Below are 22,263 nucleotides of genomic sequence, written 5' to 3'. Positions count from 1 at the left end.
TTTGTTAACAGTGCCATAGCCGAATCAGTTTAATTTGATTTAAGTGTTGTCGTCACTTGCCGTACTATTTGTACTGTCTACGCTCCTCGCCTTGAATCAAATTAAACTGATTCGGCTATACCATGAAATTTCTTGCAAAACTGCCGGTAGGTTTTGTAATAAGTCTCCTGTGTGACTAAGAGATTGACATCACAGCAGCCTACCGCGGCAAATCCGTAGCGCGCCGATATTTTATATATTTGCTGTTACGATGCCATTAAACCAGTTATCCAATTTTGCACGTAATTTATCGACTCCTGTTTTTTTCAGTGATGAAAAATTTTCTACTTGAATATCCCCCATAAAAGGGAGCACCGCTTCGCGTACCCTATTAAGTTGCGCTTTAGCCGCACTGGTAGCTAATTTATCTGCTTTTGTCAGCAGTAAAAAAATGGGAATGTCGACAGCAACCGCCCAGCTAATCATCTGTTGATCTGACTCTTTTAACGGATGGCGAATGTCCATCAGTACCACCAGACCTTTCAAGCATTCACGTTTATTTAGGTAGTCATTTAAAGCATGCTGCCACTGATTTTTTATTTCTTTTTTCACTGCGGCGTAACCATAACCGGGTAAATCTACCAAACACTTTCCATCGGCAACTTCAAATAAATTGATTAGCTGGGTACGTCCTGGTGTTTTACTGGTTCGTGCTAAACCTTTTTTATGAGTCAACGCATTCAGTGCACTCGATTTACCTGCATTAGAACGGCCAGCAAATGCAATCTCAATTCCCTCATTAGCTGGAAGATGATGAATATCTGGTGCGCTACTGATAAAACGCGTTGTAGTGTAATTAAGTTCTTTAGTGGTCAAATTTTTCGTTTCCATGATGATGAATGGATATTGTGTAGCGGTGTTATACCCTTTGCCTTTCAAGTTATAGCCGAATCAGTCTAATTTGATTCTGCGTTGTCGTCGCTTACCGTACTATTTGTACTATTTGTACTGTTTGTGCGCCTCCGCCTTGAATCAAATTAGACTGATTCGGCTATACAGCGGCGTTGGCAGCGATCATTTATCCCTGTCATGTACTACCTGTACACTCCTGGGATACCGCCTTGCCGTAACTCGAAATTCATTGGGTATAGAGCCTATTGCGAGCACCGGTAACGCAGAAATTCACACCACGCAGTAGGTTATACAGAAGTCTAATAATGGGGTGGTGGCGCTTCTTCTGAAACAGCTGCTAGAATTGATGTTTCTGGCAATCTTTCACCGAGTAAATGCAGTTGCTTTTGTAATTTATCGATTGTATTGCGGTTTTCCGTCACAATGAGTTCCAATTCTTCAATGCTTTTATCCTGAAAAGCTATCTGGCTTTCCAGTTTTTCTAGCCGCTCTTCAAATGACAAAGGTTTCATGATATTTTCCTGCCGGTGGAGAATCATTACGCATAATTGATCGCTATTATTTTAACCTGAAGTGGTGTTATATCTGTTAGCGTCTATTCGAAATTTTTTTAAGCTGAGCTCAGGGAAAGATGAACAAAAGCACAGTTTACACGAAGTAAACGAGTATTTAAGCCCTATTTTCGTAAAGTATCAGCGAGCACAAGGGATTTCGAATAGGCTCTTAAAACTGTTGCTGAAGAAAGAATTAATCTATTGGAGAAATAAATGAAATCACGGTTTAAATTTACCCTGTTGGCGATGACCATCACGCTAACCCTAAACACCTCTCAAGCATTCGCCATTGCAGAAACCGCAGATAAATCTGTAACAACAAAAACTGACAATAACTTCAAAACTGAAGGTGAAAAAACTTCCTATGCTTTAGGGGCTTCTTTGGGAGTCTACATGGCAAATTCTTTTCAAGAACAAAAAAAATTGGGCATAGAATTAGATAAAGAGCGATTTGTAACCGGAGTTCAGGAAGCGTTAAACGATAGAAAAAAACTCAGTAACGAAGAAATAAACACTATTTTAAAGGCATTTGAAGCACAGGTAACAGACAAGACTAAGGTAAGAATGGAAAAAGAGGTGAAAGAGGCGGAAGATAACGAGGCGGCCGGTAAGAAATACCGTGAAAAATTCGCTAAAGAAAAAGGCGTGAAAAAAACAGCATCTGGTTTACTCTATCACATAGAAAAACCAGGGACAGGTCAGGCTCCAAAAGATACGGATACTGTGACAGTTCACTACAAAGGAAATCTGATTGATGGCACTGAATTTGATAACTCTTATAAGCGTTCTGAACCGACCTCTTTCCCTCTTAATGGTGTTATTCCAGGTTGGCAAGAGGGTATGAAACTGCTGAAAAAAGGCGGTAAGATTACCTTAGTCATCCCCCCTGATTTGGCCTATGGTAAAGAGGGCGTCCAAAATAATATCCCTGGCAATTCCACGCTGAAATTTGAAGTGGAGCTGCTGGACGTGAAATCAAAACCCGTATCAACAGAAAAAGCGCCTTCCACTACCGATACGCCAGCACCTAAATAATTAACTGTGTAAAGACCGCGGATATAGCCCAATCATTTTAATTTGATTCAATAAAATGATTGGGCTGTGCCGTGCAACAAGTCTATCCTCTTCGCCTTTGGAAGTTTGCAGCTTTGTTGGCTGCGGGTGCTCGTCTGAATCACATATAGCCGAATCAGTTTAATTTGATTCAAGGCGGAGGAGCGCAGACAGTACAAATAGTACGGCAAGCGACGACAACATAGAATCAAATTAAACTGATTCGGCTATGTATCCTTTGTCTTTGAAGTTGCCGCTAGGCGGCCAGGGCGTGAGACCCGATGAGTGTAGACCTACTACATGATTCGGGCGAGGGCTCGCAGCCAACAACGCGGCTGCTTCAAAGGCGAAGGGTATAGTAGTTTGTCTATGCTCATCAGCCCCTAACACCCTGACCGCCGCGCTGCGACTTGAAGGACTGTGGATATATAAATAAATATTCGCGTCGAGCATAGATTTTGCAGAGGTTTAATATGGAGCCTTTAAGTTTAAGTTATTGTTTGCTGGTTACCGGCTCAGCTTATGGCACTCAGCAGGCAAGCAGCGCTTATCAATTTGCTTTGGCTCTGTTGGAGGCAAGACATCGGCTAAGCAATATTTTTTTCTATCGTGAAGGTGTTTTAAATGCTAATCGATTGACCGCCCCGGCCAATGATGAGTTTGATTTGGTCAGAGCCTGGTCACAGTTAGCCAAAGACAATAAAGTGCAGCTAAATGTGTGTATTTCAGCTGCTCAACGGCGGGGTGTTTGTGATAAGAATCAGACTGAAGATCATACTGTCGCTATCAATCTACAGCCCGGGTTTACGCTAGGTGGGCTGGGAGCATTAGCCGAGGCGTTATTCACCTGTGATCGCATTATCCAGTTTTAAGAAATTTCTTATGCTCGCTGATACTTTAGACTGCTTGCATAACCTACTGCGTGGTGTGAATTCTGCGTTGCGCGGTGCTCGCAATCCTCATGTACTAGCATATGTACACTGCGGTTGCTGCGTACCCTGTGCCTTGACTTCACACCCCTCGCTACGGTTTTGCAAGAAAGTCTTTTGTCAAAAACGGGCTCAAAATGTTCATTTACCTTCTTGTTTTTGTAACAAAAGGCAACTGCGCTTTTTCGCCCGTTTTTTTATCAATTGAGTGTCGCTTAAGAAGATTTTGAATAGGCTCTTAATGGCGGCTACACAAGTAAAAAATGTGAAGCTGCTTATCTCTTACTTGAGACGTTCTTTGATACGAGCTGCTTTACCTGTGCGCTCACGTAGATAATATAATTTGGCTTTACGAACATCTCCGCGTCGTTTAACAGTAATGCTGTCAATGATAGGAGAGTGTGTTTGGAATACACGTTCAATGCCTTCGCCGTTAGAAATCTTACGTACAGTAAATGCAGAGTGTAGACCGCGATTACGCACCGCAATAACGACCCCTTCAAAGGCCTGAAGACGTTTTTTTGCCCCTTCAACCACCCATACTTTTACTTCTATGGAATCACCAGGTCTGAATTTGGTGACATCTGGTTTCATTTGTTCTTGTTCAAGTTGCTTAATGATATTGCTCATAACCAATCTCTTATCCTAGATAAACTGATATAAATTAAGGGCTAGTTGGCATATCCTCTTCACCCTTGAGGCCGCCGCGTTGTTGGCTGCGGGTGCTCGCCGAATCATGTATCATCGGCCTCACCTTTGGCCGCCTAGCGGCAACTTAAAAGACTGAGGGTTAGAAAGATGCACAACATTCCTCTCATCGCTTTTGCATGGTACTGTGTTACTCAAACTGTGTGTTCCTGTTGGAACTCAGCTAGCAACAATTTTTGCTCGTCAGTCAGAGCTAGGTTTTCCAGAAGTTCAGGTCTTCTAAGCCAAGTACGTCCCAGAGACTGCCTTAAGCGCCAGCGCTGGATCTCAGCATGATTGCCTGACAGTAATACCGCAGGTACTTCCAGCCCCTCTAACCTTTCAGGACGGGTATAATGCGGGCAGTCCAACAGCCCATCAACAAATGAATCCTCCTCAGCTGAGGCCTGATGACCTAAAACACCCGGTATAAAACGGGAGATAGCATCAAGTAAAACCATTGCAGGTAACTCACCACCGCTGAGAACGTAATCACCAATTGACCATTCTTCGGTAATTTCCGTATCAATCACACGTTCATCGATGCCTTCATAGCGACCACACACTAGAATAATTTTCTTATGCGTTGCCAATTCACGAACACCTTGTTGGTCAAGCTTACGTCCTTGGGGGGATAAATAGATAACTTTTTCTACTACACCACCCAGCGCTTTTTTTGCTGCATGAATTGCTTCGCATAAAGGTTGCACCATCATCAACATTCCGGGTCCACCGCCATAAGGACGGTCATCTACGGTATGATGCCGATCAATAGTGAATTTACGTGGATCCCAACATGTTATCTTGAGCAGGTCATTTTTTACGGCTCGCCCCGTGACACCATAATCGGTTATGGCGCGAAACATTTCAGGAAACAGGCTAACAACCCCGATCTCGATCGGGTCATTTGTTTTAGTCGTGTTTAGCTCAATTTTTTTCGACGCACCATCGTGAAGTAATCTCGAGTTCAAAAATTAGGCTCCCAATCCACTTCAACCCGTTTATCGTCAACATTAACTCGCTTTACAACTTGCTTATCGAGATAGGGGATCAAACGTTCCTTAATACCAAACGCATCTTTTAGGTCTGCCTTTACAACCATTACGTTGTTAGAGCCAGTTTCCATCATATCAATGATTTTACCCAATTGATAACCACTCGTTGTGATTACCTGGCAACCGATTAGATCCTTCCAATAGTAATCATTCGTGCTCAACACCGGTAATTGTGTCGAGTCAACCACAATTTCACAATTAGTTAGCTGACTTGCCGCCCCCTGATCATCGACGCTTTTGATTTTTATGATCAGATCGTGGTTGTGGTGCTTCCATCCTTCTAGTTCAATAGATTGCCACCGTCCGGCATGCTGTATAAACCAGGGTTGATAGTCAAAGATATTACTCGCGATTTCGGTAGACGAAAACAGCCTTAGCCACCCCCGAACACCATAAGTCGAGCCCATTTTTCCCACCACAATTTTCTGAGTGGGAACAACAAAATCCGGTGTTCTTTTCATCATTATTACTTGAGCTGAAGATGATTTATCAAGCGGCTTTTTCAAAATTTTTGATCAGTGTCACTACACGTTCAGAGGCGCTAGCACCTTGTTCGAACCAATATTTGATACGCTCCAAATCTAAACGTAAAACATCAGCCTTACCCGATGCTATCGGATTGAAAAAACCGACACGTTCGATAAAACGACCATCACGAGCATTACGACTGTCAGTGACGACTACTTGGTAGAATGGCCGCTTTTTAGCGCCGCCCCGAGCCAAACGAATGGTTACCATAACATCCTCTTTCAATTAACAAATTAACAAAACAATCAGATCTCGCGTGGAGACGGAACCTGCTACACGTAAAAAGTTTCAAAATTCTACTGACTTCGGTGCAAAAAGCAATCTAAAGCGGTATTTTCTTGAACTCAATTTATTTTAGAGCCTATTCAAAATCTCTTGTGCTCGTTGATATTTCATCAAAAACGCGCTCAAAATGCGCATTTACTTTTGTATACCCCTCGCCTTTGAAGCCGCCGCGTTGTTGGCTGCTGGCTCTCATCCCCGTCATGTACTATTTGTACACTCCTGGGATTCGATTGATTGCCGCCTTGCCGTAACTCGAAATTCATTGGGTATAGTCTCTTAGACTGAGTTAACGACCGGGAAAACCTGGTGGTATCATACCTTTCATTCCCCGCATCATTTTTGCCAGCCCGCCTTTCTGCATCTTTTTCATCATACGTTGCATATCATCAAACTGTTTCAACAAGCGATTAACATCCTGAACTTGCATACCTGAGCCACTGGCGATACGCCGTTTGCGAGAGCCCTTAATAATTTCAGGTTTAGTGCGCTCTTTATGGGTCATGGAATTAATCATCGCCTTCATGCCTTGCGTCATTTTGTCATCTATGGGTACTTTTATATTACTGGGCAAGGCGTTAGCACCGGGTATTTTATTTAGCAGACTGGTCATACCGCCCATCTTTTCCATCTGCTTGAGCTGCTCAAGAAAATCGGTCAGATCAAATCCACGACCTTTCTTCAGCTTAACTGCCATTTTTTCAGCTTGTGTTCGATCGACTTTGTCTTCAATGTGTTCAATTAATGACAATACATCGCCCATGCCAAGAATGCGCGAGGCTATTCGATCAGGATGGAAGGCTTCCAATGCTTCACTTTTTTCACCCATGCCAAGAAATTTTATTGGCTTTCCAGTGATGTGGCGGATAGATAAAGCTGCCCCCCCTCGCGCATCGCCATCAACTTTAGTTAATATTACCCCCGTGAGTGGCAGCGCGTCGTTAAAGCTTTTGGCGATATTCGCAGCATCCTGTCCTGTCATCGCATCAACGACAAATAAGGTTTCTACTGGATTAATGGCAGAATGTAATTGTTTAATTTCGTCCATCATGGTTTCATCAACATGTAGACGACCTGCCGTATCGACGATGAGAACATCATAAAATTTAAGTTTTGCTGTCTCAAGAGCCAGATTAACGATATCAATTGGTTTTTGGTGTAAATTTGAGGCGAAAAAATCGATGCCAACACCCTGTGCTAAGGTTTCTAACTGTTTTATCGCCGCTGGGCGATAAACATCAGCTGATACTACTAACACTTTTTTCTTCTGTTTTTCTTTAAGAAATTTGCCGAGTTTAGCAACACTGGTGGTTTTACCCACTCCCTGCAAACCCGCCATTAATATCACTGCGGGGGGCTGAGTCGCTAAATTTAACTCGCTATTGACCTTCCCCATCGCGGAGGTCAATTCATCCTTAACTATTTTTACCAATTCCTGCCCTGGAGTAAGGCTTTTATTGACTTCACGCCCCACTGCGCGTTCTTTAATCAGGTTGATAAAATCATTCACAACTGGCAGGGCTACGTCAGCTTCCAACAAAGCTATGCGGATTTCACGCAACGTGTTTTTAATATTGTCTTCTGTTAGCCGCCCACGACCGCTGATATGACGCAATGTACGCGATAATCGATCAGTTAAATTGTCAAACATTTATTTTCTGCTCAAAGTGTAAGGTGTAAAGAAGCCGCGTTAACGACACTGTAGAGTGATTATAACACGAGGTTAATGTGATCTCTGCTAGGCTTTACTATGAGATATATAGCCAAATCAGTTTAATTTGATTCTGTGTTGTCATCGCTTGCCGTACTATTTGCACTGTCTGTAATAGGCTCTAAGAAGTCCAGTACCAAAATTCTGATCATGGTGCTAATCGACTCTTTTCCCAGCCCTCTTTACTGCGTTGATAGAGAAAACGATCATGAAGACGGGATGCTCTTCCTTGCCAAAATTCTACCGAGTCAAAACAAACACAAAATCCTCCCCAATAATCTGGAACCGGAACTGTGCTCTGTTGATATTGCTGCTGACATTTACTGAATTCCGCTTCCAATACCTGGCGGCTAGCAATTGTACAAGATTGATGAGAAACCAAAGCAGCAATTTGGCTATCCTTTGGCCGACTGGCGAAATAACTTTCTACTTGATCACGCGGCAGCGGTTCAGCTTTGCCAAGAAAAGTAACTTGTCGATCTAATGCATACCATGGAAATAATAAACTGATATATGGATTTTCTTTTAAATGCAGCGCCTTACGACTCTTTAGATTGCCGTAAAATACCATACCTTGTTCATCATAATGTTTAAGCAAAACGGTGCGTTGAAAAGGTCTGCCATAGCCATCGACCGTAGCAACACAGATCGCGGAGGGATCTTTGATCTTCTCTTCTTGCTTTGCTTCTTCGAACCAGGCGGTGAATAAGACTAACGGATCAGAGGGAAGATCCTTACTGCATAGCTTGCCGCCTATATATTCACGCCGTAAATTTTCAATTCCAGATTCATTGCATTCAGACATAAAAACCTTGATGGAAGCGAGGATTGAATGGTTATTATTTTACTCTCAGAGCCTATTCGAAATCTTCTTTAATAAGCATAAGAGATTTCGAACAGGCTCTTATTTTAATCGGTATTTATAGAGCCGGTTAGCAATTTCTTATGCTCGTTATAAAGAAGGTTTCAAACCCGCTATTATTATTGGCGTCATGTTTTGGCCGAGTTGTTTTTTTTCTGCTAGAATCGCATAATTGAGTTATCAATTTTGCTTTTAGCAAAATTCGTCGTAACCCCTCGCATAATATGGGCGGGGAGCAGTCACAACATCACATCAACATTGAGTATTTGTTAGAGCCTGCTCGAAATCTTTTTAAGCTCATATTTGACGAAGTATCAGTGAGCACAAGATATTTCGAACAGGCTCTTAGATAAATGCAATTAACTTTACAACGATCATCTATTTCTAAACAGGAGCTTTTATGATTAAGTCTTTACTCGTTGTGACTATTGCCACAGCTACTTTGACAGGCTGTACTAATCTTAGCACCACATCCGGTGATGTTTTTAGCGACCACCAAGCTAAGCAAGCACAGGCTGTATCCTACGGCACAGTGATCTCTGTGCGTCCCGTTACTATTCAAGGAGGAGATAAATCCAATGTCATGGGCGCTATTGGTGGTGCTGTTTTAGGCGGATTTTTAGGAAATACCATCGGTGGGGGTAGAGGCCAAAGCTTAGCAACTGCGGCCGGTGCAGTAGCCGGGGGGATGGCGGGTCAAGGGATACAAGGCAAGCTAAATACGACTAAAGGTGTTCAGTTAGAAATTCGTAAAGATGATGGTGTCACTATTTCAGTGGTACAAAAACAAGGTAAAACCCAATTTAGCCCTGGTCAACGTGTACTCTTGGCAGGTAGTGGTAATAATGTCACCGTTAGCCCCCGTTAAAAAATTTTCTAGAACGAGCCTTAATTAAGTAAAAACAGGCGATAAAGTGTAATTTACAGAGTAAATGAACACTTATCGCCCTTTTTTTTATCTAATATACCTATCGTCCTTGAAGTTGCCGCTAGGCGGCTCAGGGGGTGAGGCCGATGAACGTAGACCTACCATGAGGGCGAGGGCTGGCAGCTAACAACGTGGTGGCTTCAAAGACGAAGGGTATATCAGCGAACACAAGAGAGTTCGAACAAGCTGCTAGGATTTTTGTCGATGTCATTCACTTGCCTCATCTTAATACGGAGAATATATGCGCTATGTGTTTATCAAGAAGGTATTGCAATCATTGATGTTTTTTTGTCTAAGTTTGATGGCTACTCGCAATTATGCTGCGGAAAATATTTATCAAGCTAGGATCGATAAGATTGTCAATGATACCGTTCAGCCATTAATACAAGAATATAACATCCCCGGCATGGCGGTTGCTGTCACCCTGGATGGTAATCATTATTTTTACAACTATGGTGTCATGTCAAAAGAAGCAGCTGCGCCTATAACCAATCAAACGCTTTTTGAAATAGGTTCAATCAGTAAGACCTTTACTGCAATATTGGCTTCTTATGCCGCGGTCAGTAATAAACTTTCGCTTTCAGATCATGCCAGTGAACACCTGCCTGATCTTGCAAAGACCGCGTTTGATAAAATTAGTTTATTAAATTTGGCTACGCACACATCAGGCCTGCCGTTGTTTGTTCCTGAAAATATTAAGAATAAAGATGAACTAATGGACTATTTTAAGCAATGGCAACCTCCTTACCCCATTGGTACATATCGAGTTTATTCCAATCTAGGCATTGGTCTGCTTGGCATAGTAACGGCTAAAAGTTTGCAGGGCTCTTATGATAGTTTGCTGAAAAATATAATATTGACACCACTTGGAATGACTCACACCTATATTGATGTTCCAGCGGATAAAATGAAGGATTACGCGCAAGGTTACACACAGACAGGCTCTCCGATTCGGATGAAACCTGCTGTGTTGTCATCTGAAGCCTATGGTTTGAAATCCTGCACCCATGATCTCGTTCGCTATATTCAAGCTAATATGAACGAAATAACCGTTAATCAAAAACTTCAGGATGCGATAGATAACACGCATCTCGTTTATTTCAAAGCAGAGGGGATAACACAAAATTTAATGTGGGAGCAATATCATTATCCAACTGACATTAAAGAATTATTTAAAGGAAATGCCGCACTTCTTAAAGATACACCTACTACTCGCATCATCTCTAATTTACGGCCAACCGCAGATGTGTTGATCAATAAAACAGGCTCAACCAATGGTTTTGCCAATTACATCGCTTTTGTGCCGAGCAAAAAAAGAGGCGTTGTGATATTGGCCAACAAATCTTATCCCATCGATCAAAGAGTAAAAGCGGGATATGAAATTTTAGAGCAACTCGATAAGTTGTAGTAGATTTACAGCGGCAGGCTCTTAGAGCGTTAGGTCGTACCAGATCGCGTTCAGGTTTCAATCTGAACGCAGATCCTGGCCAGGGAGGATGTTAAAGTGTGCTAAAGACCCTGTGAATATCTTCTGCAGTTAGTTTTCTGGCGCTAAATCTGTCTAAAATATTGTGGATCGACTGATTGATGGAAGCAGAATTATTATCTGTTGCAGCTGAAGCATGAAAAAGTTTAGTGAAATATCTATCCAAACTTGAGAAGGTTTTCGAAATAACCAGATTAGGCGCGCGTAAAGTTGGCGGATCGTTTAAAGCGTCAAGCAGTACTTCCTTTTCTTTATTATCACTATCGGCTGTTTTTTCAGTGCTACAAAAACAAGATATAGGTTGTTTATTTTCACCTGAAATAGGAAGATCTTCTGTCCCTGGTGTGATTTTTATTATTGTATCCTCCTGTAAAGGATCGTTTTGCACAGTAAAAGATGATGACATTTTAACGTTCTCTGTTGTGATTATAGGAGCTAGTAGTTATTTAATTGGGTTGAAAATATAGTGTTAATTTTTATATTCAATTTGTAAAAATAAATATCAAAACACCACCACAACCCTTACTCATGTTTACATATAAATACAAAGTGACTTTATACGGAGTATTGCTTTAGCTCGCTTTCAAAAAACGCTTTTAAAAATAAAATAATTGATTATGAATCAAAAACATTATAGTAAATCATGCCTTGTTTTTAGCTAATCGCTTAACCTCTTTTTTGAGAGCCTGTTCAAAATATCTTGTGCTCGCTGATACTTCATCAAAAACGAGCTTAAAATGCTCATTTACTACCTTGCTTTGTACAAAAAAGGCAACTGCGCCTTTTCGCCTGTTTTTTCCTCGTTTGAGCATCGCTCAAAAAGATTTGGAACAGGCTCTTAAGTTACAGTTATGACGTTTAATACGCTGAGAAAGTATCACAGATTTTTTAATCTCGTACTGATTACCGTCAATTAAGACTAACGACGAACACTTACTCAAAAACGTTTTTTCTGTAAGCGGTGTTTATTTAATTTTTATGATGATGAAATTTACGAACGTTTCATCATGTCGAAAAATTCATCATTAGTTTTGGTCATAGCCAATTTGTTGATAAGAAATTCCATTGCATCAATTTCGCCCATGGGATGGATAATTTTACGCAGTATCCACATTTTTTGTAATTCTTCCACAGAGGTGAGAAGTTCTTCTTTTCTTGTGCCAGAGCGGTTGTAATCAATGGCAGGGAATACACGTTTTTCAGCAATTTTACGTGATAAATGCAGTTCCATGTTGCCTGTACCCTTAAATTCTTCATAGATGACTTCATCCATTTTAGAACCGGTATCAACCAATGCAGTAGCGATAATGGTCAAACTACCGCCTTCTTCAACGTTACGCGCTGCTCCAAAAAACCGTTTAGGCCGATGTAAAGCATTAGCATCGACACCACCCGTTAAGACTTTACCTGAAGCGGGAACCACTGTGTTATAGGCGCGGGCTAAACGAGTAATTGAGTCTAATAAAATGATGACATCTTTCTTATGTTCAACTAATCTTTTTGCTGTTTCAATCACCATTTCAGCCACTTGAACATGACGAGATGCAGGTTCGTCAAAGGTAGAAGCAATAACTTCGCCTTTAACTAAACGTTGCATTTCTGTGACTTCTTCCGGACGTTCATCAATCAACAGTACCATCAATACACAATCGGGATGGTTATGGGCAATGTTAGTGGCAATATTTTGCAATAACATTGTTTTTCCTGCTTTGGGTGGAGCTACAATCAAACCTCGCTGCCCACAACCGATAGGTGCAGCAAGATCGAGCACTCGAGCGGTTAAATCTTCCGTTGAACCATTTCCTCGCTCCATCCTTAGCCGCAAATTAGCATGTAGAGGCGTCAGATTTTCAAAGAGTATTTTGTTGCGGGCATTTTCTGGTTTGTCGTAATTAACTTTGTCCACTTTCAACAGAGCAAAATAACGTTCGCCTTCTTTAGGTGGCCTAATTTTACCGGCAATGGTGTCGCCAGTACGAAGATTAAAACGACGAATTTGGCTAGGAGAAACATAGATATCGTCGGGGCCGGCAAGGTAGGAACTGTCTCCTGAACGGAGAAAACCAAATCCATCTTGCAATATTTCCAACACACCATCACCAAAGATATCTTCGCCACTTTTAGCGTGCTGTTTAAGGATAGAAAAGATAATGTCTTGTTTTCGCATACGAGGTAGATTTTCTAGCCCCATTTCTTCGCCAAGTTTTATTAACTCAGCAACTGAGGTGTGCTTTAATTCAGTAAGATTCATAATGGTGGGTTCTTTAAATTGGGAATTGTCTCGAAGTATTGTTTTGGATTGTGTGATAAAGCAGTCGGCGAACCACGCTATACCCTTCGCTTTTGAAGCTGCCGTGTTGTTGGCTGCGGGTGTTCGCCGAATCACGTAGTATATCTACGCTCATCGGTCTCACGCCCTGGCCGCCTAGTGGCAGCTTCAAAGGCGAAGGGTATAAACACGCGTGACAATGGCAGCTTCGAGGTTAAATGTTTAGACTGATTCTTTGGCGGCACCCCCGACCTTTAAGCCGGGGAACCCTACTACGAATATGATTAACCTTCACTCGCTTAGATGAGTTTTTACTTGATTAAATCGTCAGGCAACAATTAGCTAGGTGAAGAGCGCTCTGCCATCAATGCATTCTGTGCAGCGAGAACAGTGCTTAATTCTGTTTTTGAAAGAAATAAGCCGCGCAGTGAATGAACTAAATCTAACATGCTTCTTTGCAATCGTCTAGCTGCCAGCGAGAGAGAAATCATATTTTACGTTAAATATCTGACTGTGATGATGTCAAAATCGATTACAAATGGGTATCCAGAAGTTTCTTGATGTCAGTTTTCGATACAAGTCCTACCTGATTCGCTGCTATCTTCCCGTCTTTAAATAACAATAGTGTTGGGATGCCGCGTACACCATATTTTTTAGCTGTTTCCTGCTGGTCATCTATATTTAACTTCGCGACAGTTAACTTCCCTTTATATTCGTTAGCAATTTCATCCAAAATTGGAGCAAGTGTTTTACATGGACCGCACCATTCCGCCCAAAAATCAACTAACACCGGATCACTGGCCTCTAACACATCAACTTGGAAGGCTTTATCTTCAAGATCCTTTATATTTTTGCTCATACTCTACTCCAAAGTATTGTGTCAACTGGTTTGATATAGTATTAATCAAGAAAAGATTGACTTTATTTCACCGGATACGCTTTCTTAAAGCAACAATTAGCTGATATTCTACCACACTATGAGCAAAACACACTTGACCGAACAGAAGTTTTCCGACTTCGCCCTGCACCCACAGGTTATCGAGGTTCTTGAAAATGAAGGATTTCATAATTGCACGCCTATCCAGGCGTTAACGTTGCCAATCACCCTAACCGGGCAAGATGTGGCGGGTCAGGCGCAAACAGGTACTGGAAAGACGCTCGCGTTTTTAGCGTCTACTTTTCATCATTTACTTTCTTTCCCAGTGGAAGAGGGAAAAATGATTAATCAACCACGCGCTTTAATTATGGGACCGACACGGGAGTTAGCCCTACAGATTCATGCAGACGCGGTGTCTTTATCTCAATCCAGCGGCTTGAAATTAGGTCTGGCTTACGGTGGGGATGGTTATGATAAACAACTTAAGGTACTGGAAAAGGGCGTTGATATTCTAATTGGCACCACTGGCCGTATCATTGATTATGCAAAACAAGGCTATATTAATTTAGCTGCAATTCAGGTTGTGGTGTTAGATGAAGCTGATCGTATGTGTGATATCAGTTTTATCAAAGATATACGTTGGCTTTTTCATAGTATGCCATCAGCAGATAAACGCTTGAATATGCTATTTTCCGCCACCCTGTCTTGCCGAGTACATGAGCTTGCATTTGAACTAATGCATAATGGCCAATATGTTGAAGTAGAGCCGCTACAAAAAACAGGCCACCGTATTCAAGAAGAATTATTTTATCCTTCAAATGAAGAGAAAATGCGGCTATTACAAACACTGATTGAAGAAGAATGGCCAGATCGTTGTATTATTTTTTCTAATACTAAGCATCGTTGTGAAGATATTTGGCGTCATTTAGCCGCTGATGGCCATAGAGTTGGGCTATTGACAGGAGATGTTGCGCAAAAAAAACGTCAACGTATTTTAGAAGAATTTACAAAAGGCGATCTAGATATTTTAGTTGCGACGGATGTCGCTGCCCGTGGGTTGCATATTCCATTAGTGACACATGTTTTTAATTATGACCTACCTGATGATTGTGAAGATTATGTTCACCGCATAGGTCGTACTGGGCGGGCGGGAGAAAGTGGTTATTCAATCAGTTTAGCTTGTGAAGAATACGCACTAAATTTGCCGGCAATTGAAGCCTATATCGGTCATCGGATCCCGGTCAGTAAATATAATAGTGATAGCTTGTTAACAGATTTGCCTCAACCCAAACCTCTGCCACGTGCCCGTCGCACTCTCGTCAGTACGCGCCGCCAATCTGTATCACGTAGCGACAATAATGTATTACGTAACAACCGTAAACGATCAGGTCAATAATATACGATGTCCAATGCTACCTCAGACCATGCTGTTATCGACCTGGGATCCAATAGTTTTCATATGTTGGTAGTACGTAAGGTAGCTGGCAGTTTTCAACCATTAACCCGTATTAAGCAAAAAGTACGCTTAGCAGCAGGTCTAGATGCTAAAAATTGCTTATCGCAAGCGTCACTAGAACGAGGTTGGCAATGCTTAACATTATTTGCTACCTCTTTACAAAATATTCCTCGTCATCAGATCCGTGTGGTTGCAACTGCGGCATTAAGGTTAGCATCTAATGCGGATCTATTTTTGGCCAGAGCACGTGATATTCTAAATTGTTCTATCGAGGTGATTAGTGGTGAGGAAGAAGCACGACTCATTTATCAGGGAATGGCACAAAATACCATAGGGTCGGAAAAGCGTTTAGTGGTTGATATTGGGGGAGGCAGTACCGAACTGATTGCGGGCATTGGGACACAAGCCAATATTCTAGTCAGTCTGCCCATGGGTTGCGTTACTTGGCTGGATCGTTATTTTCACGATGCTGTGCTATCAACCCAAAATTTTGCTCAAGCTGAACAAAGTGCGCGAGAAATTATTCAGCCAGTTGGCGTGAATTTTCGTCACCATGGTTGGCAAATTTGCGTTGGGACTTCTGGTATTGTTCAACGATTGCAAGAAATTATGATCAATCAAGGGATGGACGAATTGATCACCTTAGAAAGGTTACAGCAATTGAAACAAAAAGCGATTGTCTGCGGCAATATAGAGAATCTGGATATTGCAGGATTGACGTTAGAGCGTACCGGTGTTTTTCCCAGTGGTTTGTCGATTTTGATCGCTATTTTTCAGGAATTAAATATCGAAAGTATGGGTCTTTCAGGAGGAGGGCTGCGGGAGGGGCTGTTGTACGAGATGCTGTGTTAGCACCTGCTCGAAATCTCTTGTGCTCGCTGATACTTCGTCAAAAACGGGCTCAAAATGCTCATTTACTGTATGTAAACTGCGCTTTTTCGCCCATTTTTTCCTCAATTGAGCGTCGCTCAAGAAGATTTCGAATAGGCTCTTAGCAAAATTCGCTGTAAACTGTTGTCCAATAGGGCGGGGAGCAGTCACTTATTGTCTGACTAATCGCCCTATGGCTGATGTCGATTCGTAATCGCTTCTAAAGGGATTAATATCTAATCCTCCTCGACGTGTATATCTGGCAAAAACCGTTAATTTTTGTGGATGACAATATTTTTTTATATCTAAAAATATCCTTTCTACACATTGCTCATGAAATTCATTATGTTTTCGGAACGAGATAATATATCGAAGCAACTTTTCTCTATCTATTTTTTTGCCTTCATATTTTATAAAAACACTGGCCCAGTCAGGTTGCAGGGTGACTAAACAATTAGATTTTAAAAGATTTGACGTCAGGCGCTCAGTAACAAAAGGTGATTTTTCTGTCACTGCATTTTTTAAATGATCAGCATTAAATTTATAGTCATTGACCTCTATATCGCTTTCATCAATGCTAATGTAGTCAGGCTCATCAATTTTTTTGCTGTAATTTTTCATCCCCTCAAATAGTGTCACTTTCACTTCAGCTTCAGCGATGTGAGAGAGGTCTTTTGAGATATGTTGGTGAACCTCTGAAGAATCGAGATGGGATTGGTTTAGACTATTTAAATAAAGTTTGAGTGATTTGGATTCAATCAAATTTGGGGATGTGGCGGGTACAGTAAACTCCGCCATAGCAACCTGCGGTTTTCCTTTTTTATTCAACCAAGAAAGTTCATATGCCGTCCACAAATCAAATCCAGTGAAGGGTATTTGTTCATCGATTAAGCCTATTTCTTTTCTTCCTGCTGACCGAGGTATGGCTACTAATAATTTTTCGTTGTATGTATCTATATACTGTGATTTTTGACCAAGATGTTTTGAATAAACGTGTTGACTACTATTCATCTCTTATTTCCTTATATACCCTTCGCCTTTCAAGTTACGGCGGCGTTGGCTGCACACTCTCATCCCAGTCATGTACTACTTGTATACTCCTGGGATTCGCTTGATTGCCGCCTTGCCGTAACTCGAAATTCATTGGGTATAATTTTTTAATTGATTATATCTTTTTAAAAACCATTGACCCCAATAGGTTGAAGACGTTAATACGGGGCGTATAACAGAGACAACTTGGGTTTTATTAACAGGTCCAAAATAACGTGAATCAAATGAAGTAGGGCTTTGCTCCGTCATGAGTAATAATTCGGATTCACTTAAGGTATAAGATGCTATGCTGATTTGTGGTAACGGTTGCCCAGCTCTGTCGGTTGGCAAAGGGGTGGTATGAGGCAGCAAGGTATCGTTCACGCTAACACCCTGAGCGGTAATCGCAATGTTGTCACCTTGGAGAGCGACAATTTTTTTCATCATATAACTATAGTTACCAGGGCATAAACCGAAACCAATATAACCGCGCCGCTTTGCTTCTTTAAATGCGGCTTGTAATGGGGGGCAAAAAATAACATATTCGCCTTTTGTCATTGGCTTGTCAGTTATCCAATACAAACCCAACGGCATACTGTTGCTCGTATTGAGGCGCCCTCCCGCTAGAAAGAGAGCACCACCTAATCCAATGGTAACCACAGCTAATACCGCTATTAGCGTGATTATTCTCATAGAGTACCTATTAATCAGCTATAGCCAAATCATTTTAACTTGATTTAAGTGTTGTCGTCGCTTGCCGTACTATTTGTACTGTCTGTGCTCCTCCGCCTTGAATCAAATTAAACTGATTCGGCTATAACTAAAGAACCTCAACAATGGCTTTACACAGCGTTGACATATTTTCTTTCGTCATCCCTGCAATGTTAATGCGGCCAGAAGAGGCGGCATGAACAGAAAATTCTTTGCGTAAACGTGTTACCTGGTTAGCCGTTAAACCACTGTAGGAAAACATCCCATTCTGTTGTTTGATGAAACTGAAATTTGCTCCTTCTTTCTCCAATGTCTCAACGAACAGATCCCGCATCTCTTTAATACGTTGACGCATAGCTGTCAATTCTTTTTCCCAGAGAGGGCGTAACGTCGTTTTATCATTGAGGATAGCGGCCACGACAGCAGCACCATGAGCGGGTGGATTTGAGTAATTCGCACGAATAGTCGCTTTTATCTGACTAAATGCGTTATCCGCATTTTTCGGGCTGGCAGCAACCAGGGTGCAGGCACCGACACGTTCATTATATAAGCCAAAATTTTTCGAATAAGAGCTACAGACTATTAATTCATCATGCTTTTCTGCAAAAGCTCGTAACCCTTCAGCATCTTCCTCAAGCCCTGTTGCGAAGCCTTGATAGGCAAAATCAAACAAAGGCAACAGGTTTTTTTCCTTCAAGAGTTCAGCCAATTCTTGCCATTGTTTTAGTGTCGGATCGATGCCAGTTGGGTTATGGCAACAGCCGTGGAATAATACAACATCACCGGCTTGCGCCTTGTTTCTTAAGTCAGTTTTTATTTTATCGAAATCCAGACAGTGATTGAGTGCATCGTAATAGCCGTATTCAACCACTTCTAATCCGGCGGCGGGAAAAATATTGTGATGATTTGGCCAAGTGGGATTACTCACCCACACGCGTTTAGCATCGGTTTTTTTGGCGATAAAATCAGCGGCAACCCTCAGCGCGCCAGTTCCGCCCGGGGTCTGTGCAGTTCGCGCTCTTTTTTCTTTTATAATGTCGCTGCTCTCACCAAAAAGCAGTGCCTGTGTGCAGCCGGCAAAATTTTGTAATCCGTCAATGCTAAGATAATTTTTGCTGGTTTCATTTTCTAGCAGGTACTGCTCCGCTTTTTTTACACTAGATAACACCGGTGTTTTACCGGTTTCGTCTTGGTAGACACCAATGCCGAGGTTAATTTTATTTGGCTGTGGATCTTTATTAAATTGCTCAGCAAGGCCTAAAATGGGATCAGCGGGGGCAAGCTCGATGTTTTCAAACATAAGAGAAATTTCCATAGCAATGGGTTTAAACAGATTGAGCCGTCAGATTAACCTGAGTATATGGCTTTGCCAATTATTAGTTATAAAAAAGAAATGAATATTGTGAAACCTATCTGTTTTTAGCCTTTTCATGGTTGATGCAAATGATGTTTTTTGACATATACTCTTCGCCTTTGAAGCCGCCGCGTTGTTGGCTGCGAGCCCTCATGGTATGTCCACGCTCATCGGCCTCACACCTTGGCAGTCGAAGGCAACTTCAAAGACGAAGGATATAGGCTTCAAAATCGGTACAACCCCCAATATGTTTTTCATCAATGAAAATTTGTGGAACAGTTTTAACCGGTTGGCCAACACTTTTTTCTAGGTCTGCTTTGCTAATATTTTCTTCATTAATGTCTATGTAGCGAAAAGTAAAATCGTCGCGTTTAGCCGCCAGTGTTTCTGCCAATTGTTTTGCACGGACACAATAGGGACATCCAGAACGTCCAAAAATTACAGTATGCATTTTTTATACCTAGTCATTTAATTTTAAATTAAAAAATAGAAGAGCGAAAAGTGATCGAAACCCGTTCAGCATTCCTCTCTATTTAGATTGTCTTTTGAAGCTTTTACGATGTTTATACCCATAGTCCTGCAAATTGCCGCTAGGCGGCCAGAGGGGAAACCGATGAACGTGCAGCCAACACGCGGCAGCTTCAAAAGCGAAGAGCATAAACATCGTAAAAGCTTCACAATACATTTGCAAATAGTATGTACTAACGGTTTTATTGTTTATTTTTATCTTAAAGTAAATTAGAATAATAAATATTCTCATTATTATTTAGTAATTTTTGGTTATGCGATACAGAGGTCATATGCGGTTTGTTCCTCAGCAATATTATAAAATAATTCATTTTTTTCCCGAGATCCTACCTACCTACCGGCAAAAATTACTTTCTTTAGGCATGTTACCTGGCGCATCATTTCAAGTGATTCGTTTGGCGCCCTTTGGAGATCCTGTTCAAATTCAAATTCGAGGCGTTAGCTTATTATTACGCAAAAAGGATTTGAATTTTTTGAGGTTAGAAGCGCATTCTTAGCGCCTGTTCAAAATCTTCTTGAACGAGGAAAGCATGTGCAAAAAAGCTATGTGAGAAGAAAAATCTAGGGAATATTAAGGGAGGATAAAATGTATATTTTGGTGGTGGCTCTGAAAGCTACATCCCGGCACATACATCGCCTGCTACGGCTGCTTCCTTCCGGATCTGACCGAATTCACAAGTTAGTACTGCGAGAGAACCAACAGAGCCACCATTGAATGCCCCTTTATGTTTCGGAGCGGGCGGCATTATTCACTATGCTTGAACAAATAGCAAGAGCTGCATTGGTGTTGTAGCTAAATCATTTTCACTTGGTTCTGTGTTGTCGTCGCTTGCCTTACTATTTTTACTGTCTGTACCCCTCCGCCTTGAATCAAATTAGTAGGTAGCTGAAAAAACAAACTTTATTGCGCGGGATAAAATATCTTCGAGGATAAAAGCAGTATTTAGCTGCTAATTGCTACGATATCGTTATAATGCTGAACTTTACTTCTGGCTGCCATGGCAGTCTTAGAGACTGTTTGGAATCTCTTGTGCTCGCTGATACTTCGTCAAATATGAGCTCAAAATGCTCATTTTCCTTATGTAAACTGCGCTTTTTCGCTCATTTTTTCTCAATTCAGCGTCGCTCAAGAAGATTTGGAACAGGCTTTTAGAGTATAAAGTAACAAATCAGTTATCTCGGACGATTTTGATGTCGTCAATTTGTCGACCTTTTAGTAACTGCTTTTAAAACACCATTTGGATACAGCATGTCGGATAAGTTTCATATTTTGCTTATAAACGGCCCTAACCTCAATTTGCTTGGGACGCGTGAACCAGAAAAGTACACCGCGATCACGCTGGAAGAAGTGATTAGCGGATTGAAACAAAAAGCGCAAGAATTGAATGTCGAATTATCTTGCCTGCAATCGAACGTAGAGCATGAACTTATCGATAGAATTCATCAGGCACAAGGAAATATCGATTTTATTTTGATCAATCTGGCCGCTTTCACGCATACCAGTATCGCTTTGCGTGATGCATTATTAGCAGTGCGAATTCCTTTTATTGAAATTCACCTTTCTAACGTGCATGCCAGAGAGCCTTTTCGCCATCATTCGTACTTTTCCGATATTGCAATTGGCACAATTTGTGGGTTAGGTGCTGATGGCTATAGTTTTGCTTTACAAGCAGCCGTCAATCGCTTATCTAAATATAATAAAATGACATAGAGAAAATACGGAATTACTCTCATGGATATTCGTAAAATTAAAAAACTTATCGAACTGGTTGAGGAATCTGGCATTTCAGAGCTAGAAATTTCAGAAGGTGAAGAGTCAGTACGCATTAACCGTGCACCAACCCTATCACATTATCCAATAACGCAACAACCGCTGCCTTGTATCCCCACAGCGGCGGGAAAACAACCTGATGCTACCACGACAGTTCCTTCGGTCGTTGAGCCCGCATTGAATCATCATGTTATCCGTTCGCCGATGGTTGGTACCTTCTACCGTACACCAACCCCAGAAGCCAAAGCTTTCATTGAAATAGGACAAAAAGTTTCTGTCGGTGATACTTTATGTATTATTGAAGCCATGAAGATGATGAATCTTATTGAAGCAGATAAGTCCGGTACGATAAAAGCTATTTTGGTAGAAAACGGTCAACCGATTGAATTCGATCAGCCTCTTGTCGTCATCGAATAATGAGGCCACTATGCT

Annotated in this window: 25 protein-coding genes, 1 other RNA gene and 1 pseudogene; 9 read left to right on the top strand and 18 right to left on the bottom strand. The window is 41.5% G+C overall.

Features of this window, described 5'->3' with window-relative positions:
* Nucleotides 1-231: 231 nt before the first annotated feature.
* The gene (gene yihA, locus AACL30_RS09605) at nt 232-870 is read right to left on the bottom strand and encodes a ribosome biogenesis GTP-binding protein YihA/YsxC (protein ID WP_422389542.1); all 639 of its coding nucleotides are present in this window, start codon (nt 868-870) and stop codon (nt 232-234) included.
* A gap of 320 nt (nt 871-1,190) precedes the next feature.
* On the bottom strand, nt 1,191-1,403 hold the full coding sequence (locus AACL30_RS09600; RefSeq protein ID WP_339056491.1) for a SlyX family protein: 213 nt from the start codon (nt 1,401-1,403) through the stop codon (nt 1,191-1,193).
* 255 nt (nt 1,404-1,658) lie between these two features.
* Here AACL30_RS09600 and fkpA point away from each other — a divergent pair, with 255 nt between their 5' ends.
* Together fkpA and tusD are read left to right on the top strand one after the other, a co-directional pair.
* Nucleotides 1,659-2,480 (top strand): FKBP-type peptidyl-prolyl cis-trans isomerase, encoded by an 822-nt coding sequence (fkpA, locus tag AACL30_RS09595; protein WP_339056490.1) that lies wholly within the window; start codon nt 1,659-1,661, stop codon nt 2,478-2,480.
* A 491-nt stretch (nt 2,481-2,971) separates the two neighbouring features.
* The gene (gene tusD / locus AACL30_RS09590) at nt 2,972-3,370 is read left to right on the top strand and encodes a sulfurtransferase complex subunit TusD (protein WP_339056489.1); all 399 of its coding nucleotides are present in this window, start codon (nt 2,972-2,974) and stop codon (nt 3,368-3,370) included.
* 339 nt (nt 3,371-3,709) lie between these two features.
* Here tusD and rplS read toward each other — a convergent pair whose 3' ends face one another.
* The 7 genes from rplS to pdxH all read right to left on the bottom strand — a co-directional run bounded on the left by rplS (nt 3,710) and on the right by pdxH (nt 8,495).
* On the bottom strand, nt 3,710-4,057 hold the full coding sequence (rplS, locus tag AACL30_RS09585; RefSeq protein ID WP_006706498.1) for a 50S ribosomal protein L19: 348 nt from the start codon (nt 4,055-4,057) through the stop codon (nt 3,710-3,712).
* Between the two features lie 212 nt (nt 4,058-4,269).
* Nucleotides 4,270-4,980: a tRNA (guanosine(37)-N1)-methyltransferase TrmD gene (trmD, locus tag AACL30_RS09580; RefSeq protein ID WP_422389601.1), complete on the bottom strand. Its 711-nt coding sequence runs from the start codon at nt 4,978-4,980 to the stop codon at nt 4,270-4,272.
* A gap of 101 nt (nt 4,981-5,081) precedes the next feature.
* Entirely contained in the window at nt 5,082-5,630 is a 549-nt protein-coding gene (gene rimM, locus AACL30_RS09575) for a ribosome maturation factor RimM (RefSeq protein WP_339058442.1), read from the bottom strand.
* A 28-nt stretch (nt 5,631-5,658) separates the two neighbouring features.
* On the bottom strand, nt 5,659-5,907 hold the full coding sequence (gene rpsP, locus AACL30_RS09570) for a 30S ribosomal protein S16 (RefSeq protein ID WP_339056487.1): 249 nt from the start codon (nt 5,905-5,907) through the stop codon (nt 5,659-5,661).
* Between the two features lie 151 nt (nt 5,908-6,058).
* Entirely contained in the window at nt 6,059-6,184 is a 126-nt protein-coding gene (locus AACL30_RS09565) for a hypothetical protein (RefSeq protein ID WP_339056486.1), read from the bottom strand.
* 84 nt (nt 6,185-6,268) lie between these two features.
* On the bottom strand, nt 6,269-7,630 hold the full coding sequence (gene ffh / locus AACL30_RS09560; RefSeq protein ID WP_339056485.1) for a signal recognition particle protein: 1,362 nt from the start codon (nt 7,628-7,630) through the stop codon (nt 6,269-6,271).
* A gap of 208 nt (nt 7,631-7,838) precedes the next feature.
* Nucleotides 7,839-8,495, bottom strand: a complete 657-nt coding sequence (pdxH, locus tag AACL30_RS09555; RefSeq protein WP_339056484.1) for a pyridoxamine 5'-phosphate oxidase — start codon at nt 8,493-8,495, stop codon at nt 7,839-7,841.
* 457 nt (nt 8,496-8,952) lie between these two features.
* On the opposite strand from pdxH, the gene AACL30_RS09550 reads away from it, so the two are divergent.
* A complete protein-coding gene (locus AACL30_RS09550) occupies nt 8,953-9,420 on the top strand; it encodes a glycine zipper 2TM domain-containing protein (protein ID WP_176488654.1) in 468 nt (155 codons plus the stop codon).
* A 301-nt stretch (nt 9,421-9,721) separates the two neighbouring features.
* Nucleotides 9,722-10,888 (top strand): class C beta-lactamase, encoded by a 1,167-nt coding sequence (ampC, locus tag AACL30_RS09545; RefSeq protein WP_339056483.1) that lies wholly within the window; start codon nt 9,722-9,724, stop codon nt 10,886-10,888.
* A 91-nt stretch (nt 10,889-10,979) separates the two neighbouring features.
* Here ampC and AACL30_RS09540 read toward each other — a convergent pair whose 3' ends face one another.
* The 4 genes from AACL30_RS09540 to trxA form a co-directional block, all read right to left on the bottom strand.
* Nucleotides 10,980-11,372 (bottom strand): hypothetical protein, encoded by a 393-nt coding sequence (locus AACL30_RS09540; RefSeq protein ID WP_339056482.1) that lies wholly within the window; start codon nt 11,370-11,372, stop codon nt 10,980-10,982.
* A gap of 585 nt (nt 11,373-11,957) precedes the next feature.
* Nucleotides 11,958-13,217, bottom strand: coding sequence for a transcription termination factor Rho (rho, locus tag AACL30_RS09535; RefSeq protein ID WP_339056481.1), 1,260 nt, complete (start codon nt 13,215-13,217; stop codon nt 11,958-11,960).
* A 13-nt stretch (nt 13,218-13,230) separates the two neighbouring features.
* Nucleotides 13,231-13,371, bottom strand: a complete 141-nt coding sequence (locus AACL30_RS09530) for a hypothetical protein (RefSeq protein ID WP_339056480.1) — start codon at nt 13,369-13,371, stop codon at nt 13,231-13,233.
* A gap of 396 nt (nt 13,372-13,767) precedes the next feature.
* Nucleotides 13,768-14,094 (bottom strand): thioredoxin TrxA, encoded by a 327-nt coding sequence (trxA, locus tag AACL30_RS09525; protein WP_339056479.1) that lies wholly within the window; start codon nt 14,092-14,094, stop codon nt 13,768-13,770.
* 118 nt (nt 14,095-14,212) lie between these two features.
* Here trxA and rhlB point away from each other — a divergent pair, with 118 nt between their 5' ends.
* Both rhlB and AACL30_RS09515 read left to right on the top strand, forming a co-directional pair.
* Nucleotides 14,213-15,508 (top strand): ATP-dependent RNA helicase RhlB, encoded by a 1,296-nt coding sequence (gene rhlB / locus AACL30_RS09520; RefSeq protein ID WP_339056478.1) that lies wholly within the window; start codon nt 14,213-14,215, stop codon nt 15,506-15,508.
* Nucleotides 15,509-15,514: 6 nt separating this feature from the next.
* Nucleotides 15,515-16,414 (top strand): annotated as a pseudogene (locus tag AACL30_RS09515) (guanosine polyphosphate pyrophosphohydrolase); the annotation flags it as partial.
* 195 nt (nt 16,415-16,609) lie between these two features.
* Here the strand turns inward: AACL30_RS09515 and queF are convergent.
* The 4 genes from queF to AACL30_RS09495 all read right to left on the bottom strand — a co-directional run bounded on the left by queF (nt 16,610) and on the right by AACL30_RS09495 (nt 19,983).
* Nucleotides 16,610-17,449 carry an NADPH-dependent 7-cyano-7-deazaguanine reductase QueF gene (queF, locus tag AACL30_RS09510; protein WP_339056477.1) on the bottom strand — a complete coding sequence of 280 codons (840 nt, stop codon included), beginning with the start codon at nt 17,447-17,449 and terminating at the stop codon, nt 16,610-16,612.
* 129 nt (nt 17,450-17,578) lie between these two features.
* Nucleotides 17,579-18,160: a conjugative transfer signal peptidase TraF gene (gene traF, locus AACL30_RS09505; RefSeq protein ID WP_339056476.1), complete on the bottom strand. Its 582-nt coding sequence runs from the start codon at nt 18,158-18,160 to the stop codon at nt 17,579-17,581.
* 127 nt (nt 18,161-18,287) lie between these two features.
* On the bottom strand, nt 18,288-19,478 hold the full coding sequence (locus AACL30_RS09500) for an amino acid aminotransferase (protein WP_339058441.1): 1,191 nt from the start codon (nt 19,476-19,478) through the stop codon (nt 18,288-18,290).
* Between the two features lie 256 nt (nt 19,479-19,734).
* Nucleotides 19,735-19,983 (bottom strand): GrxA family glutaredoxin, encoded by a 249-nt coding sequence (locus AACL30_RS09495; protein ID WP_339056475.1) that lies wholly within the window; start codon nt 19,981-19,983, stop codon nt 19,735-19,737.
* A gap of 349 nt (nt 19,984-20,332) precedes the next feature.
* On the opposite strand from AACL30_RS09495, the gene feoA reads away from it, so the two are divergent.
* Nucleotides 20,333-20,557, top strand: coding sequence for a ferrous iron transporter A (feoA, locus tag AACL30_RS09490; RefSeq protein ID WP_006704934.1), 225 nt, complete (start codon nt 20,333-20,335; stop codon nt 20,555-20,557).
* A 108-nt stretch (nt 20,558-20,665) separates the two neighbouring features.
* Here the strand turns inward: feoA and ffs are convergent.
* Nucleotides 20,666-20,762, bottom strand: an RNA gene (gene ffs / locus AACL30_RS09485) — signal recognition particle sRNA small type.
* A 547-nt stretch (nt 20,763-21,309) separates the two neighbouring features.
* Between ffs and aroQ the strand changes: the two genes are divergently transcribed.
* A complete protein-coding gene (aroQ, locus tag AACL30_RS09480) occupies nt 21,310-21,771 on the top strand; it encodes a type II 3-dehydroquinate dehydratase (protein WP_339056474.1) in 462 nt (153 codons plus the stop codon).
* A 21-nt stretch (nt 21,772-21,792) separates the two neighbouring features.
* Nucleotides 21,793-22,248, top strand: coding sequence for an acetyl-CoA carboxylase biotin carboxyl carrier protein (gene accB / locus AACL30_RS09475; protein ID WP_339056473.1), 456 nt, complete (start codon nt 21,793-21,795; stop codon nt 22,246-22,248).
* Nucleotides 22,249-22,263: the final 15 nt, after the last annotated feature.

This window comes from Candidatus Regiella endosymbiont of Tuberolachnus salignus (assembly GCF_964020115.1).
Taxonomy (GTDB): domain Bacteria; phylum Pseudomonadota; class Gammaproteobacteria; order Enterobacterales; family Enterobacteriaceae; genus Regiella; species Regiella insecticola.
This window is presented reverse-complemented; position numbering and strand designations above follow the sequence as displayed.

What these genes read in the sequence shown, in the direction of transcription:
- ampC (WP_339056483.1), top strand. Translation starts at nt 9,722, where the DNA reads ATGCGCTATGTGTTTATCAAGAAGGTATTGCAATCATTGATGTTTTTT.
- aroQ (WP_339056474.1), top strand. Translation starts at nt 21,310, where the DNA reads ATGTCGGATAAGTTTCATATTTTGCTTATAAACGGCCCTAACCTCAAT.
- pdxH (WP_339056484.1), bottom strand. Translation starts at nt 8,495, where the DNA reads ATGTCTGAATGCAATGAATCTGGAATTGAAAATTTACGGCGTGAATAT.
- ffh (WP_339056485.1), bottom strand. Translation starts at nt 7,630, where the DNA reads ATGTTTGACAATTTAACTGATCGATTATCGCGTACATTGCGTCATATC.
- rplS (WP_006706498.1), bottom strand. Translation starts at nt 4,057, where the DNA reads ATGAGCAATATCATTAAGCAACTTGAACAAGAACAAATGAAACCAGAT.
- yihA (WP_422389542.1), bottom strand. Translation starts at nt 870, where the DNA reads ATGGAAACGAAAAATTTGACCACTAAAGAACTTAATTACACTACAACG.
- rpsP (WP_339056487.1), bottom strand. Translation starts at nt 5,907, where the DNA reads ATGGTAACCATTCGTTTGGCTCGGGGCGGCGCTAAAAAGCGGCCATTC.
- AACL30_RS09540 (WP_339056482.1), bottom strand. Translation starts at nt 11,372, where the DNA reads ATGTCATCATCTTTTACTGTGCAAAACGATCCTTTACAGGAGGATACA.
- AACL30_RS09500 (WP_339058441.1), bottom strand. Translation starts at nt 19,478, where the DNA reads ATGTTTGAAAACATCGAGCTTGCCCCCGCTGATCCCATTTTAGGCCTT.
- traF (WP_339056476.1), bottom strand. Translation starts at nt 18,160, where the DNA reads ATGAGAATAATCACGCTAATAGCGGTATTAGCTGTGGTTACCATTGGA.
- AACL30_RS09600 (WP_339056491.1), bottom strand. Translation starts at nt 1,403, where the DNA reads ATGAAACCTTTGTCATTTGAAGAGCGGCTAGAAAAACTGGAAAGCCAG.
- rhlB (WP_339056478.1), top strand. Translation starts at nt 14,213, where the DNA reads ATGAGCAAAACACACTTGACCGAACAGAAGTTTTCCGACTTCGCCCTG.
- feoA (WP_006704934.1), top strand. Translation starts at nt 20,333, where the DNA reads ATGCGGTTTGTTCCTCAGCAATATTATAAAATAATTCATTTTTTTCCC.
- AACL30_RS09530 (WP_339056480.1), bottom strand. Translation starts at nt 13,371, where the DNA reads ATGAGCGTAGATATACTACGTGATTCGGCGAACACCCGCAGCCAACAA.
- queF (WP_339056477.1), bottom strand. Translation starts at nt 17,449, where the DNA reads ATGAATAGTAGTCAACACGTTTATTCAAAACATCTTGGTCAAAAATCA.
- accB (WP_339056473.1), top strand. Translation starts at nt 21,793, where the DNA reads ATGGATATTCGTAAAATTAAAAAACTTATCGAACTGGTTGAGGAATCT.
- trmD (WP_422389601.1), bottom strand. Translation starts at nt 4,980, where the DNA reads ATGTTTCGCGCCATAACCGATTATGGTGTCACGGGGCGAGCCGTAAAA.
- AACL30_RS09495 (WP_339056475.1), bottom strand. Translation starts at nt 19,983, where the DNA reads ATGCATACTGTAATTTTTGGACGTTCTGGATGTCCCTATTGTGTCCGT.
- fkpA (WP_339056490.1), top strand. Translation starts at nt 1,659, where the DNA reads ATGAAATCACGGTTTAAATTTACCCTGTTGGCGATGACCATCACGCTA.
- AACL30_RS09550 (WP_176488654.1), top strand. Translation starts at nt 8,953, where the DNA reads ATGATTAAGTCTTTACTCGTTGTGACTATTGCCACAGCTACTTTGACA.
- AACL30_RS09565 (WP_339056486.1), bottom strand. Translation starts at nt 6,184, where the DNA reads ATGACGGGGATGAGAGCCAGCAGCCAACAACGCGGCGGCTTCAAAGGC.
- rho (WP_339056481.1), bottom strand. Translation starts at nt 13,217, where the DNA reads ATGAATCTTACTGAATTAAAGCACACCTCAGTTGCTGAGTTAATAAAA.
- tusD (WP_339056489.1), top strand. Translation starts at nt 2,972, where the DNA reads ATGGAGCCTTTAAGTTTAAGTTATTGTTTGCTGGTTACCGGCTCAGCT.
- trxA (WP_339056479.1), bottom strand. Translation starts at nt 14,094, where the DNA reads ATGAGCAAAAATATAAAGGATCTTGAAGATAAAGCCTTCCAAGTTGAT.
- rimM (WP_339058442.1), bottom strand. Translation starts at nt 5,630, where the DNA reads ATGAAAAGAACACCGGATTTTGTTGTTCCCACTCAGAAAATTGTGGTG.